Raw genomic sequence first — 13,910 nt, 5'->3', positions numbered from 1 at the left:
TGCGCTTCTAAGGTTTCTTTCGGTCTTTCTGGTCACGGGAGGTTTCATGCGCCGCCGCCGTTCCCTGGCCAGCCAACTGCTCGTGTGGCAACTCGTAGTGGTCCTGTGCCTGCTGTTCGCGGTGGGCGCGCTGACCGTCGTCCAGACGGGCCGCAACTTCCGCTCCAACGAGGAACGCCGGATGCTCTCCGTCGCGGAGAACGTGGCCGCCACGGACGTCGTGCAGACGCAGATGGGCAACCGCGACCTGCTGGCACCGGCCGCGGAGACCGCGCGGGGCCTCTCCGGCGCCACCTACGTGCTGGTCGTCGACCTCCAGCGGCGCGTCCTCACCTCACCCGACCCCGCCCAGGTCGGGTCCACTCTGGACACCACGACCACCGCGTTCGACGGCAGGGCGTGGGTCGGCACGGCCGGAGGCTCGATCGAGGCGCACGTGCCGGTGTTCGACCCGCAGACCCGCGGGGTCAACGGGATCGTGGTCGCGGGCGTGCGCGAGCCGGGCATCTGGGCGGGCGCCCTCAACCAGCCGGTCGACGCGCTGCGCTACCTGCTGATCGCGCTCGTCATCGGCGTCACCGGGTCGCTGCTGCTGGCCAGGCGGGTGAAGAACCAGACGCTCGGGCTGGAACCGCACGAGATCACCGCGCTGGTCGAGAACCGCGAGGCGTTGCTGCACGGCATCAGGGAGGGCGTGGTCGGCCTCGACGCGCAGGACCGGATCACGCTGGTCAACGACCACGCGCGGGAGCTGCTCGCGTTGCCGGGCGACGCGGTCGGGCGGGCGGTGGAGGAGCTGGAGCTCAACGACCGGCTGCGCGACGTGCTCACCGGGCGGGCCACCGGCGTCGACCAGCTCGTGCTGCGCCAAGGCGTCGTGCTCACGTTGAACCGCATGCCGATCGAGGGCGCGGGCGCGGTCGTGACGCTGCGGGACCGCACGGAGCTCCTCGCGCTGCAACACGAGCTGGACGCCTCGCAGCACGCGACGGACACGTTGCGGGCGCAGGCGCACGAGTTCGCGAACCGGCTGCACACCATCGCCGGGCTGATCTCGCTCCAGGAATACGACGAGGTCACCCACTACATCCACCGGATCAGCTCGGCGCAGGACCAGTGGCGGGCCGAGGTCAGCTCGTCGATCGGCGACCCCGCCGTGGCCGCGCTGCTGATCGCCAAGGCGTCGCTGGCCGCCGAGCGCGGCACGGAGCTGCGGATGGCGCCGGACAGCGTGCTGGGCCGCACCGACGAGGCGTTGTCCGCCGATCTGGTGATGGTGCTGGGAAATCTCGTCGACAACGCGTTGGATGCGCTGAGCTCGTTGAACGGCGACCGGAAGTGGATCGAGGTGGGTGTGGTGCAGGTGGACGACGAGGTCCAGGTCGTGGTCCGCGACTCCGGCCCGGGAGTCGCACCGGAGCTGGCCGAGGAGGTGTTCCGGCACGGGTTCACGACCAAGGCGGCATCGCACGGGGAACGCGGCCTCGGGCTCGCGCTGATCCGGCGGGCGTGCCTGCGGCGTGGCGGGTCGGTGAGCGTGTCCGGCTCGGTGTTCACGGCAAGGCTGCCCTGGTGAAGCGGGTGCTGGTCGTCGACGACGACTTCATGGTGGCCAAGGTGCACAGCGGTTACGTCGCGCGCACCGGCGGTTTCGAGGTCGTCGGCGTCGCGCACACGGGCGCGGACGCGTTGCGGCTGGTGGCGACGCTCAAACCGGACCTGGTGCTGCTCGACGTCTACCTGCCGGACATGAGCGGACTCGACGTGCTGAAGTCGTTGCGCGCCAACGAGGACGTCGACGTCATCGTGATCACGGCCGCGACCGACGTGGACACCGTGCGCGGTGCGATGCGCGGCGGCGTCCTGCACTACCTGATCAAGCCGTTCGACTACGACGCGCTGCGCGACCAGCTCGCGCACTTCGCGTCGCTGCACGAGAAGCTCGACCGGCTCGGAACGGCCGGGCAGGCGGACGTGGACCAGGTGTTCGGTGCACGACCGTCGTCGAAACCGTTGCTGCCCAAGGGGTTGACGCCGGAGACCGCGCGGCTCGTGGAGAACGCGCTGAGGGCGCACCCGGAGGGGTTGTCGGCGTCGGAGTGCGCGTCGTCCACGGGGGTCGCGCGGGTGAGCGCGCGGCGGTACCTGGAGCACTTCGTGTCGGCGGGGCGGGCGGAGGTGCGGTTGCGGTACGGCGGAACCGGCCGACCGGAACGGATCTATGCACTACTCCCAGGAGCCTGAGCGGCCGCGTTTGGTCTGTGCCCGGCGCTTCTTGCCCGCGATGCGGCGTTCCTTCGAGCCCCTGGTGGGCTTGGTCGGCTTGCGCATCGGCGGCGGGGGTGCGGCCGCAGCGCGCAGGATCGCGGCGAGGCGTTCGCGGGCGGCGGCGCGGTTCTGCAGCTGGGCGCGGTGCTCGGAGGCGGCGATCGTGAGGACGCCGTCGACCAGCCGACCGGCCAGGCGGTCGAGCATGCGGCGCCTGAGGTGCTCGGGGATCGTGGGCGAGCCGGCGACGTCGAAGCTGAGCTCCACCCGGCTGTCCGCCGTGTTCACGCCCTGCCCGCCAGGGCCACCCGACCTGGAAAAACGTTCGCGCAACTCGGCCGCCGGCAGCACCAGCGTCCGAGTCACGGTCACGTCGTTCATGCCTCCAGGTTAGAAGGTCAGGCCCGGAAGTGTCGCGATCTTTATCAGCGTCTCGCGGTCGGGCAGCGGCGCCGGCCGGGACGTCGGGGCGTCCAGCTTCGGCGCGCCGGCCACGTTGGTGCGGAACTCGCCCACGTTGACGCTGATGACCTTGACGAACGTGCCGTCCGGCCGGAGCGCCTCCACCTGGTACAGGTGGACGCCGTCCGGCCTGCCCGCGATGCTGGACCGGACCTTGATGCCGCCGACCTCGCGCAGTTCGCACGGTGCGACCTCGGGCTCGAAGCACGTGCTGATGTCCGTGGCGTTGCCGCGGGTGAGCTCGATCGTCAACGCGCCGGTGCCCTGGGCGTCGTCCAGCAGCGCCACGGCGCGACGGCTCTTGTCCAGGTCGAAGAACTGCAGCGCACGTCCCGGCACCCCGGGGACGTCCCGCACGGTCACCCCGGCCGGGATCACGTCCGCGGCGCCCAGGACCGCGGTGAGCTGGGCGTTGCGGTCGATCGTGCCGGAGACCGCGCTGCCCGCGCTGTCGCTCGCCGTGAGCTGCGGCCGGAGTGCGACGACCACCCCGCCCAGGCCCGCGACCAGCACGAACGCGAGCGCGCCCGCGATGGCGGTGCGGCGGCGGGCGAGCTTCGTCCTGCCCGCTCTGATGACCTCGCTGCGGCGGATGCCCGACTGCGGTTCGTCGACCAGCAGGTCGCGCAACGCGGCGAGTCCCTTGGCCGCCTGGCTCTTCACCGTGCCCTCCGTCCTGCCGAGGATGCGGGCGGTCTCGGTGATGCTCAGGTCCTCCCAGTACCGCAGCACTACGACGGCGCGTTGCCCCGGTGGCAACGCGTCGAGCGCCTGGCGCAGGTCCAGGTCGGCGGTCGACGGTTCCGGTGCCGCGCGTTCGGGCACGGCGTCGACGGACCGCTCGCGCTGGAAGAACCCGCGCCGGGACTCGTCGATCGACGTGCGCACGAGCACCTTGCGCGCGTACGCGTCCACGCTGTCCCTGCGCACCCGCGGCCACGCCACGTAGAGCTTGATCAACGCGTTCTGGACGATGTCCTCGGCACGGTGCCAGTCGCCGCACAGCAGGAACGCCGTGCGGCGCATGACGAGCGCGCGTGCGTCGACGAACTCCCCGAACTCGCGGTCCCGGTCCAAGTGCCCCTCCTCGGTCGCCGCCTAGTACGCGGCGGCGACCCCGGGAGGTTGCCTCGGGAGATCAGAAACGCGGGTGGTCCCCGACGAGCGAGGCGCCGCCCTCTTCCGACCTGGTGACCTCGCCGAGCACCCACGACGGCACGTGGCGCGCGGTCAGCACGGCCAGCGCGCGGTCGACGTCCTCCGGCGCGACGACGGCGACCATGCCGACGCCCATGTTGAACGCCTTCTCCATCTCCTCGCGCTCCACCCGGCCGCGCTGGGCGATGAGCTGGAAGACCGGGGCGGGCGTCCAGGTGCCGCGGTCGAGCTTCGCGTGCAGGCCCTCCGGCAGCACGCGGGCCAGGTTCGCGGCCAGGCCACCACCGGTGACGTGGGAGAACCCGCGGACCTCGGTCTCGGCGATCAGCGCGAGGCAGTCCTTCGCGTAGATCTTGGTCGGCTCCAGCAGCTCCTCGCCGAGGGTGCGGCCGAACTCCTCGACGTGGCCCTCCAGCGGCATGCGGGCGATCTCCAGCAGCACGTGGCGGGCCAGCGAGTAGCCGTTGGAGTGCAGGCCGGACGAGCCCATCGCGATCACGACGTCGCCGTCGCGGACCCGGTCGGGGCCGAGCAGCTTCGACTGCTCGACCACGCCGACGCCAGTGCCGGAGATGTCGTAGTCGTCGTCGCCCATCAGGCCGGGGTGCTCGGCGGTCTCCCCGCCGAGCAGCGCGCAGCCGGCCTGCACGCAGCCCTCGGCGATGCCCTTGACCAGCGCCGCGATCTTGTCCGGCACAACCCGGCCGACCGCGATGTAGTCCTGCACGAACAGCGGCTCCGCGCCGCACACGACCAGGTCGTCCACGATCATGGCGACCAGGTCGATGCCCACGGTGTCGTGCTTGTCGAGCGCCTGCGCGACCGCGATCTTGGTGCCGACGCCGTCCGTGGAGGAGGCGAGGACCGGCTCCTTCCAGCGGTCGAGCTTGAGCTGGAACAGGCCGGCGAACCCGCCGATGCCACCGAGCACCTCGGGCCGGTGCGCCTTGGCCGCCCACGGCTTCAGCTTCTCCACCGCCTCGTCACCTGCGGCGATACTGACTCCGGCTGCGGCGTAGGTGGCCTTGGCGCTGTCGGTCACGTCAACTTCTTCCACTTGTTCTGGAGGCCTCAGGGGCGACGCAGTGCGTCCTCGGCACCATAGCCGTTGGGCAGGACGGGAGCGGCCGAGCCCGCCACGCCCTTGAGGCCCTCCAGCAGGTGCTTGCCGATGAGCGCGTCCGCCGGGAGCTCGATCGGGTACTCGCCGTCGAAGCACGCCGAGCACAGCCGCGTCTTGGGCTGCTCGGTCGCCGCGACGAGCTGTTCGAGCGACACGTACCCGAGCGAGTCGGCACCGACCGAGCGGCGGATGCCGTCGTCGTCCAGGCCGTTGGCGATCAGCTCGGCCCGCGAGGCGAAGTCGATGCCGTAGAAGCACGGCCACTTCACGGGCGGCGACGCGATCCGCACGTGCACTTCAAGCGCACCGGCCTCGCGCAGCATGCGCACGAGCGCGCGCTGGGTGTTGCCGCGCACGATCGAGTCGTCCACGACGACCAGGCGCTTGCCGCGGATGACGTCGCGCAGCGGGTTCAGCTTGAGCCGGATGCCCAGCTGCCGGATGGTCTGCGACGGCTGGATGAACGTCCGGCCGACATAGGCGTTCTTGACCAGGCCCGAGCCGTACGGGATGCCGCTGGCCTGCGCGTACCCGATCGCGGCCGGCGTGCCGGACTCCGGCACCGGGATCACCAGGTCGGCCTCGACCGGGTGCTCCTTGGCGAGCCGGCGGCCGATCTCGACGCGCGTGGCGTGCACGCTGCGACCGGAGATCGTCGTGTCCGGCCGCGCCAGGTAGACGTACTCGAAGATGCAGCCCTTGGGCTCGGGGTTCCCGAACCGGCTGGACCGCAGCCCGTCGCCGTCGATCGCGATCAGCTCACCCGGCTCGACCTCGCGCACGAAGCTCGCGCCGACGATGTCCAGCGCCGCGGTCTCGCTCGCGACGACCCAGCCGCGCTCCAGCCGGCCGAGGACCAGCGGCCGGACGCCGTGCGGGTCCCGTGCCGCGTACAGCGTGCTCTCGTCGGAGAACACCAGGCAGAACGCACCGCGGACGGTCGGCAGCAGCTCCATGGCCGCCTGCTCGATGCCCTTGTCCGCCGCCGCGTGCGCGAGCAGCGCGGTGAGGATGTCCGAGTCGGTGGTGGCGCCGTTGCGGCTGGTCAGACCCAGCTCCCGCGCCTTCTCCCGCAGCTCGGCGGTGTTCACCAGGTTGCCGTTGTGCCCGAGGCTGAGCCCCGACCCGGCGGCGGTGGTGCGGAACGTCGGCTGCGCGTTCTCCCAGGTCGTGGACCCGGTGGTGGAGTAACGGCAGTGGCCGACGGCCACGTGGCCCTTCAGCGACTGCAGGACCTGCTCGTCGAAGACCTGGCTGACGAGCCCGAGGTCCTTGAAGACGACCACCTGCGCGCCGTCACCGACCGAGATGCCCGCTGCCTCCTGACCGCGGTGCTGCAGGGCGTAGAGGCCGTAGTAGGTGAGCTTCGAGACGTCCTCGCCAGGAGCCCAGACGCCGAAGACGCCGCACTCCTCACGAGGTTCCTGTTCGGGCTGGGAATGGTCGGCGACCACCGAGTTGGCTCCCTCACGACGGGGCTGGCTGCTACCCGAGTGTATGTGGAGCAGGGGCCTGTTCACCCCCATCGCACCCCCGTTGAGGTGATGAAACTCATGCCTTCCGGCACCCGGCGACCTCGGTTCGCACCGAGTTCGCCGGGACGACACCCCGATCGTGTACTTCCCGGCCGCGCGTCAGGCCTTCCGGCACCCGCTCAGCTCGGTGCCCTTCTGCCAGTCCGCGAACGGGCTGCCCTTCTTCTGGGTGCCCGTGCAGACCACCTCGTCGCCCACGGCCACGTCACCGCTGACGTTGCTCGGCATCAGCGACTTGGGGGTGAGGCCGTCCTGCCACAGCACCCCCTCGGGTGCGTCGCCCACCAGTTCGAGGTCCAGGAACTCGGTGGGGGTCGACCTGTCGATCGAGGCGATCCGGTAGCGCAGCTGGCCCTCCCAGCCGGACGCACCGCACCCGGACAGCAGCAGGCAGCCGAGCAGGACCGCGGTGAGCTCGCGCATCAGTGCCCCCGTCCGACCTGCAGGACGTCCAGCACGGCCCGGTCGCCGGTCATGTCCTGGAGGTTCATCCGGTTCCACAGCCAGAAGTAGACGAGCTCGGCCTCGCCGGTGACCCCGGCGTCACCCTCCTCGCCGGGGGCGGCCGCGCGGACGTCCGGCACCCCGCCCGGCGTGAAGGAGATCAGCCACGACTCGGGCACGTCGGTGGGCCGGACCACGGCGGTGCCGGACAGGACGGCAGGCGAGTCGCCGTCGAGCTTGGCGGCGACGATCGTGGTCAGCACCTCGTCGATGCCGTCGGCGCACAGGTCGGCGTCCGTACCGACGAGCGTGCGGACGACCGTCTGCGCGTCGAACCGGCGCAGCACCGTCTCGTGCGCGATCCGGCGGTGCCAGACCCACGCGAGGTCGGGGGCGGACGGCGAGAAGGTCCACACCGGGCGGTTGCCCGGCACCGCGGTGAGGATCTCGTTCGCGGCCACGAGCTGGAGGTCGAGGTACTCGAGCGGGGACAGCCCGGTCGGCGCGGGCGGCGGCGCCATCGGGTTGCGGCTGCCGGTGCGCAGGTAGGCGGTGGAGGTCTCGAGGAAGCGCGCGAGGTGGATGACCAGGTCCTGCACGGTCCAGCCGGGCCTGGTCGGCACCTCCGCCGCCGGGTCCGCGTCCGCCACTGCCTTGCGGAACATCTCCGCCTGCTCGATGAACACAGCGGTCCACCGCTGGGCCGTCCACCCTGTCTGCACCATGCGCGTCATCGTGCCCGAAACGGTCTTCGCATGAGTGGGGAACCGGTCATGATGCTCCTGCGTCGCATGGATCGACGACCAACCAGGGGGTGGCGATGTTCGGCGTTGAGCCAGAGCTGCTGCGAACCGCGTCGAAGGAGTTCGGCAACGGCTCCGACGCGGTGCGGGAGGCAGCGGAGATGATCTCGATGCTCCAGCTCGACGCCGGTGCGCTCGGCGAGGTGGACGCGGCCGCCGAGTTCGCGGACGCCCTGTCGCGGTTCGTCGGCACCCACTCGCAGGACCTCCAGCGCGGCTCGGCCTGGTTCACCGACGCCGCCGAGGGCCTGGTGTCGAACGCGGAGGCCTACCAGCGCACGGACGACGACCACGCGTCGTTCCTGACGAAGATCATGAACGGACTGGGGGGCGGCCGGTGAGCTACACCGATCCGGAGGGCCTGTACGGCCGGCTCGCCTCGGGGGACGTCAGCCGCATCGCCGCCGCCGCGGACCCGATCACCGGTGCGATCAGCGCCGTCGGCAGGGCCGGGGAGTCGGTCGTCAACGGCGGCAGGACCGCGGTCAGCAGCTGGGTCGGCGAGAGCGCCGCGAAGTTCACCGCGCGTGCGGAGCTGTCCTCCACCGCCACGAAAGCCGTCCGCGAACGCCTCGGTGCCGGCGTGGACATCGTGCAGGCCGCCTCCCGCGCCTACGGGCAGATGCGCGGCGCCGCCGACCAGGCGATCAGCGTGTGGCGCAGCCGCCCACCGGGTCTCGACGAGCAGCAGACGCGCCAGCTGGCCAACCAGGTCAACGCCGCACTGGACCGGGTGCGGACCGGCTACGACGCCGTGCTGCGCTCCTACGCGGGTGCGCTCGCCAAGATCCCGCCGGGCTTCGAGGAGTCCGCGCGGACCGACGGCGGCTGGAGCCGGGCGGCCCAGCGCGCTGGCGGTGCGGGTGGACCGCTGCCGCCGGTGCCGCCGCCGGGAACCGACCCGAAGGCGGTCGCCGCCTGGTGGAACTCGCTCAGCGAGGACCAGCGCAAGGCGTTGCGGGACACCAGGTACCAGGAGCTCGGCCAGCTCCGCGGCCTGCCGGCCGACGTGCTCGACGAGGCCAACCGCAAGCGCATCCCCGAGGACCAGGCCCGGTTCAAGCAGCAGCGCGAACAGCTCGGGCAGCAGCTCGCCGACCGCGCGCGGGAGCTCGGCGTCGACCCGAAGTCGGCGGAGGGCCAGCGCGCACTGCGCAACGACCCGCAGGGCTCCCAGCTGATGGCGCAGTACGACGAGGCGGCCCGGCGGGAGAAGAACTCCAACGACGCGGCCAAGGCGTTGACCGACGCCAGGGACCTGGGCAAGGCGAACGGCAAGCAGCCCTACGTCCTCTACTGGAGCCCGGACGGCGCCGGTGCCAAGGAAGGCGCCCTCGCGGTGTCCTACGGCAACCCGGACACCGCGAAGAACCTCGCGGTGTGCGTGCCCGGCACGACGTCGACGCTCACGTCCTTCAGCCAGCACCAGGCCGCGCAGCTCAGCGCGGCGATGGGACCGGACGGCGCCGCGATCCAGTGGCTCGGCTACGACGCGCCGGAGTTCGCGATCGGCCAGGTCAACGACCCGGCGCAGGCCCAGGAGGGCGCGGCGATCCTCGCGAAGGACGTCGAGGGCTACCGCACCACGAACCCCGGCGCCCACGTCACGGTGATCGGCCACAGCTACGGCAGCACCGTCGTCGGCTACTCGGCCATGGACAACGGGCTCAGGGCCGACGACATCGCGTTCGTCGGCTCGCCGGGCGTCGGCGCCTCCACCGTCGACCAGCTCTCCGCCGGCCGCGGCCACGTGTACGTCGGCGGCACCGAGCACGACCCGGTCGTGCAGGCCACCAGCGGTGACTGGTTCACCAAGGACGGCTCGTCCACGGGCCCCTACGACTCGTCGTTCGGCGCCCAGACGTTCGGCACCGCCACGGACGCGAAGGTCGACTACGCGCACTCGGCCTACTTCGACAAGAACTCCGAGTCGCTCGACAACCTCGCGAAGATCGCCACCGGTCGCGGCGACGAGATCAGCTCGCAACGCTGGCAGGACTCGCCCACCCCGGTCGAGGTGCCCGGCTCCGACCTGCCGGTGGCCGGTCCGATCATCGACTGGGGCGTCAACACCGGCAAGGAGGTCGCCGACATGGGCGAGGACCTCTGGAACGGCGGCGGCCGGGTCGTCGAGGACGTGTCGAACGGCAACTGGGGCGGTGCCGCCGGGCACGCCTGGGACACCGCCAAGGAGGTCGGCAGCGACGCCGTCGACGTCGTGGCGGACACCGTGGGCAACGCGGTGGAGTTGGGCCGCGATGTCGTCGAGGGCGGCGTCGGGATCGTGAAGGGCATCGGCAACACGATCGGGTCGTGGTTCTAGACCGGGTCCTGGAACCTCACGACCGGGAGCAGTGCGGACAGGTCGGCTCGGGTGCCGGACGCGGTGACCCGGGCGGTGTCCACCGCGTCGGGCCAGGTCAAGGCGCCGGTGGCCAGTTCGAGCCAGGTGCGGGCGTCGGTCTCGACGACGTTCGGGGGCGTGCCGCGGGTGTGGCGGGGGCCCTCGACGCACTGCACGGCGGCGAACGGCGGGACGCGGACCTCGACGCTGCGGCCGGGTGCCACCTGTTCGAGGGTGCGCAGGCTCAGGCGCACGGCGGCGGCGAGCACGGGGCGTTCCGGCTGGTCGGCGGTGCCGTGCAGCCAGGGCAGGACGGCTTCGACCGCGGCGCGCATCTGCGCGGGGTCGACGGGTTTGGCTGGCACGCGGGCCAGATTAGCGAAGTGCGAGCAGCCGATTTGGTGCTGTTGGTATATCTGGGCGGTGATCAGGAACTTCGCCGTCGTGGGCCCCAGGCTGGCGACGAGGGAGCGGCTGGCGGCGGCGCTGGCGGCCGCGCCGAACCTGTCCGTCTACCGGATCGGCCGGGGCGCCGACCCGTTACCGGTCTCGGCGAGCTTCGACCCGGCCGACCAGTCGGGGTGCCGCAGCCTGCTCGACTGGTTCGAGCGGGGCGCGCCGTCGGGTGCGGTGCTGCTGGTCGACGACTGGGCGCTGTGCGCGGAGATGGACCCGGAGCTCGACCGGACGGTGGAGTGGGTCGCGGCCTTCGGTCCAGGGCGGGGCGTGCAGACCGTGGTGACGGCGCGGGACTGGGACACGCTGCCCCGGCGGCTGCGCAGGCACCTGCACGGCGAGGCGACGGACTTCCTGGCGCTGCACGGGGTTTCGGCCGACCTGCACGACAAGTGGCAGCGCAGTGACTTCAAGACCGCTCTCGGTACGGATGAGCACGGCTGGCCCGTGTACCTCGACATCAGCGTGGACGGACACGGCTACAGCGGCACGTACCTCGGCCCGTTCGAGCAGCGCTCGCAATGGTTGCAGAGCGCGCTCCTCGGCCTGATGGTCACGCATTCGCCGGCAGACCTGAACATCGCGTTCCTCGACATGCAGGACAACGACGTGTTCGGCGAGCTGCCGAACGCGGGCCACACGACGTTCGAGCTGACCGGCCAGGACGACGACGAGTGGTTCGACCGCTTCACCGCGGGCCTGCACGGCGAGCTCAACCGCCGCCAGGAGCTGATCCACCGGGTTGCCCGGTGCCGCAACAGCCTCGACTACCGGGCCGCACGCGCGGCGGGTGCCGGCCTCGAACCGTTGCCGGACCTGCTGATCTGCGTCGACACCGCGGAGATCCTGATCGAACGCGGCTACCGCAACGTGCTGGAACCGCTGGTCAGGGCCGGGCGCACCCTCGGCATCCGGATGCTGTTCTCCGGCGACGCCTTCCCGCCGCAGCTGGCGCTCCAGCTCCCCGAGTGGCCGCACGCGACCCCCGCGTTCGACCTCGACGAGATGGCCGCGGCACTGCCGCACGTGCTGGTGGGCGGCCCGCCCGCGCACGAGATCGTCCTGGCGCCGCTGCACACCACCGGCGACACGCCCACCCTGGACGTGCTGCCGCCGGGCGCGATCGGCGTGCTCGACCTGCCCTACGAACAACGCCGCGGCGTGCTCGTCCCGTCGTTCACCGGCGAGCTGCGGCACGGCGCGATCGTCGGCGGCCCCGGCACCGGCAAGACCACCACGCTGCGCACCCTCGCGACGGTGCTCGGCGACCTCACCGGCTTCCAGCTGCTCGACGGCCCCGGCGAACCCCTCGACCCGAACCGCCACGTCGTCGTGACGGCCCGGACCTGGGACCAGGTGCCGCAGTTCGTCCTCGACAGCCTCGCGTTCGGCGTCGAGCTCCGCCTCGACGACCCGGCCACGTCACTGGTCGGGGCGCGCGAGGCCGGCCGGGTGCCGGACCGGCCGGGCTTCGGCCTGTCCGTGCCCGACCGGCTGCACGTGCAGATCGCGCTGCCGTGACCCACCGCGCCCTCATCGGCCCGCCCCACCTGACCGGACCACGAGCGCTCGCCGACGGCGGGTGGCGGAGGACGGACCCGAGTGCACCGAGCTGCGGCAGCGGACCGGTCGTGACGCGGCACCGCCCGACCGGTCCGGCTCGGGCTCAGCGGCCGCGCAGGCGCCGCTGCGCGTCGTAGAGGTTGCGCGGCACCACGTCCGTCGTGCCGTACAGCTCCAGCCGCGAGTTCAGCGACTCGGTGAAGTCCGGTTTGTCGACCTGGCCGAAGTCGCGGACCTCGGAGATCGCCACCGTCGCGCTGCACGGGGCGACCTGGTCGATGCGGACGTTGCCGGCGCGCTGGTTGGTCACGGTGACGTTCCAGTGCGCGAACCGGGCGCCGTACAACGGGCCCGCGTCCGCGCTGCCGCCGTGGGCGCCGACGTTGTTGATGGTGATCTCGGTGCGGACGTTGCCGAACGGCAGACCGCGGTGCGTGTCGAACACGTCGTGGTCCATCCTGCCGCGGGTCCAGACGTTGCCGCAGGACAGGCCCTCGACGTTGAGACCGTGGTTGCCCGCTCCCGCCTGGGACGGTTCGGACGGGGCCTCGATCACGAAGCCGTCGGTGAGGTTGTCGTGGGACTGCTCGCGGGTGGCGTAGGCGTGGTGGTGGCCGCGGCCGGAGACACGGGTGTTCAGCAGCGAGATGCCCTTGGCGGACACCAGGAGGAAGCCGTTGTCGACGTCGTGGACGTGCACGTCGTCGGCCCAGCAGTCCCAGGCGCACTGGAACGCCACTCCGTTGTAGCCCTTGTCCTGCAGGTGCTTCGGGGTCGGCACCCGGAACATCTCGATCTTGATGCCCTCGACGCCCGCGCCGGTGACGACGGGTGCCATGGTGGTGAGCCGCGGCTTCCACTCGGGCCGGAGCTCCAGCGGCAACGGCTGCGCGAGCTTGACCCTGTTGCCGCGCACCCACTCCACCCGCACCGGCCACAGGAACGGGAAGTAGGACAACAGCTTCGTCTTGTCGTCCCAGCGGTAGGACGTCGTGCCGGGCACGTCGCCGCACATGTGCCTGGGCAGCGAGAACTCGGAGTCGTCCAGCCGCAACAGCACCCGCTGTCCCGCGTGGATCGACCGTCCATCCGCGACGGTCACGACGAACGCACCGCGCGGTGCGGAGCCGGTGATCCCGGTCAGCACCGAGCCCTGCTCCAGCTCGTTGCCGGTCCAGCCCTCGAACGGCCACCTCTTCGCCTGGATCGCCTCGACCAGCGGCCGGTAGCGGTCGCGGTGGCAGACCCACACCAGGCCGCCCGCCCAGCTCCACGCCGAGTTCTCCGAGCCGTAACGGCTGCGGTTGATGCCGATGATCTGCTCCAGCGACCGGGTCGCGTAGAACGTCGTCTTCGCACTGCCCGCGCCGCGCAGCACGACGTTGTCGTAGCCGATGCGGATGATGTCGTCGATGCGGTAGCGGCCCGGCGGGACGAGGACGGTGCCGCCGCCCAACCGGCCCACGAACTCGACCGCCCTGTTGATCGCGGGCGCGGCGTCGGCGGAACCGTCGCGGCGTGCGCCGAAGAACAGGACGTTCGCCAGCACCGGGCGGCGGGGCGGGCGTTCACCGGTGCGGTGGCCCGCGTAGGCGACGTTGGGGAGCTGCGGGTGGTCGTACGGGTTGGCGACGAACTCCTGCCACAGCGAGGCGGAGGACTCGGCGGACGCCGTCCCCGTCAACGCCGGTGTCCCTGCCACCGCAATCCCCGCAGCCACCAGGAACTGCCGTCTGTCGATGTTCATTTCGCCG

General features: G+C 71.6%; 13 protein-coding genes. 5 read left to right on the top strand and 8 right to left on the bottom strand.

Features of this window, described 5'->3' with window-relative positions; translation table 11 throughout:
• Window positions 1-46: 46 nt before the first annotated feature.
• Both ACZ7CH_RS02415 and ACZ7CH_RS02410 read left to right on the top strand, forming a co-directional pair.
• Window positions 47-1,576: a sensor histidine kinase gene (locus ACZ7CH_RS02415; protein WP_360394428.1), complete on the top strand. Its 1,530-nt coding sequence runs from the start codon at window positions 47-49 to the stop codon at window positions 1,574-1,576.
• Complete coding sequence (locus ACZ7CH_RS02410; RefSeq protein ID WP_360394425.1) at window positions 1,573-2,244, top strand: response regulator; 672 nt, start codon at window positions 1,573-1,575, stop codon at window positions 2,242-2,244. The genes ACZ7CH_RS02415 and ACZ7CH_RS02410 overlap by 4 nt, the downstream gene beginning before the upstream one ends.
• Here the strand turns inward: ACZ7CH_RS02410 and arfB are convergent.
• The 6 genes from arfB to ACZ7CH_RS02380 form a co-directional block, all read right to left on the bottom strand.
• Window positions 2,227-2,649 (bottom strand): alternative ribosome rescue aminoacyl-tRNA hydrolase ArfB, encoded by a 423-nt coding sequence (gene arfB / locus ACZ7CH_RS02405; RefSeq protein WP_360394422.1) that lies wholly within the window; start codon window positions 2,647-2,649, stop codon window positions 2,227-2,229. The two genes, ACZ7CH_RS02410 and arfB, sit on opposite strands and share 18 nt — an antisense overlap.
• Window positions 2,650-2,658: 9 nt before the next feature.
• Entirely contained in the window at window positions 2,659-3,807 is a 1,149-nt protein-coding gene (locus tag ACZ7CH_RS02400) for a SigE family RNA polymerase sigma factor (RefSeq protein ID WP_470373000.1), read from the bottom strand.
• Between the two features lie 61 nt (window positions 3,808-3,868).
• Window positions 3,869-4,930, bottom strand: a complete 1,062-nt coding sequence (purM, locus tag ACZ7CH_RS02395) for a phosphoribosylformylglycinamidine cyclo-ligase (protein WP_470369852.1) — start codon at window positions 4,928-4,930, stop codon at window positions 3,869-3,871.
• Between the two features lie 29 nt (window positions 4,931-4,959).
• The gene (gene purF / locus ACZ7CH_RS02390; RefSeq protein ID WP_360394417.1) at window positions 4,960-6,465 is read right to left on the bottom strand and encodes an amidophosphoribosyltransferase; all 1,506 of its coding nucleotides are present in this window, start codon (window positions 6,463-6,465) and stop codon (window positions 4,960-4,962) included.
• Window positions 6,466-6,645: 180 nt separating this feature from the next.
• Window positions 6,646-6,969 carry a hypothetical protein gene (locus tag ACZ7CH_RS02385; RefSeq protein ID WP_458429999.1) on the bottom strand — a complete coding sequence of 108 codons (324 nt, stop codon included), beginning with the start codon at window positions 6,967-6,969 and terminating at the stop codon, window positions 6,646-6,648.
• The gene (locus ACZ7CH_RS02380; protein WP_360394412.1) at window positions 6,969-7,715 is read right to left on the bottom strand and encodes a maleylpyruvate isomerase N-terminal domain-containing protein; all 747 of its coding nucleotides are present in this window, start codon (window positions 7,713-7,715) and stop codon (window positions 6,969-6,971) included. The genes ACZ7CH_RS02385 and ACZ7CH_RS02380 overlap by 1 nt, the downstream gene beginning before the upstream one ends.
• 95 nt (window positions 7,716-7,810) lie before the next feature.
• Here ACZ7CH_RS02380 and ACZ7CH_RS02375 point away from each other — a divergent pair, with 95 nt between their 5' ends.
• Both ACZ7CH_RS02375 and ACZ7CH_RS02370 read left to right on the top strand, forming a co-directional pair.
• The gene (locus tag ACZ7CH_RS02375; protein WP_360394409.1) at window positions 7,811-8,134 is read left to right on the top strand and encodes a type VII secretion target; all 324 of its coding nucleotides are present in this window, start codon (window positions 7,811-7,813) and stop codon (window positions 8,132-8,134) included.
• Window positions 8,131-10,116 (top strand): alpha/beta hydrolase, encoded by a 1,986-nt coding sequence (locus ACZ7CH_RS02370; protein WP_360394407.1) that lies wholly within the window; start codon window positions 8,131-8,133, stop codon window positions 10,114-10,116. Before ACZ7CH_RS02375 ends, ACZ7CH_RS02370 begins: the two co-directional genes overlap by 4 nt.
• On the opposite strand, the gene ACZ7CH_RS02365 is transcribed toward ACZ7CH_RS02370, so the two are convergent.
• Window positions 10,113-10,472: a sterol carrier family protein gene (locus ACZ7CH_RS02365; RefSeq protein ID WP_458434289.1), complete on the bottom strand. Its 360-nt coding sequence runs from the start codon at window positions 10,470-10,472 to the stop codon at window positions 10,113-10,115. The genes ACZ7CH_RS02370 and ACZ7CH_RS02365 overlap by 4 nt on opposite strands.
• An 88-nt stretch (window positions 10,473-10,560) precedes the next feature.
• Between ACZ7CH_RS02365 and ACZ7CH_RS02360 the strand changes: the two genes are divergently transcribed.
• On the top strand, window positions 10,561-12,114 hold the full coding sequence (locus ACZ7CH_RS02360; RefSeq protein WP_470372999.1) for a hypothetical protein: 1,554 nt from the start codon (window positions 10,561-10,563) through the stop codon (window positions 12,112-12,114).
• A gap of 145 nt (window positions 12,115-12,259) precedes the next feature.
• On the opposite strand, the gene ACZ7CH_RS02355 is transcribed toward ACZ7CH_RS02360, so the two are convergent.
• Window positions 12,260-13,903: a glycosyl hydrolase family 28-related protein gene (locus tag ACZ7CH_RS02355; protein ID WP_470372998.1), complete on the bottom strand. Its 1,644-nt coding sequence runs from the start codon at window positions 13,901-13,903 to the stop codon at window positions 12,260-12,262.
• Window positions 13,904-13,910: the final 7 nt, after the last annotated feature.

This window comes from Lentzea sp. NPDC037011, from assembly GCF_055607425.1.
This window is presented reverse-complemented; position numbering and strand designations above follow the sequence as displayed.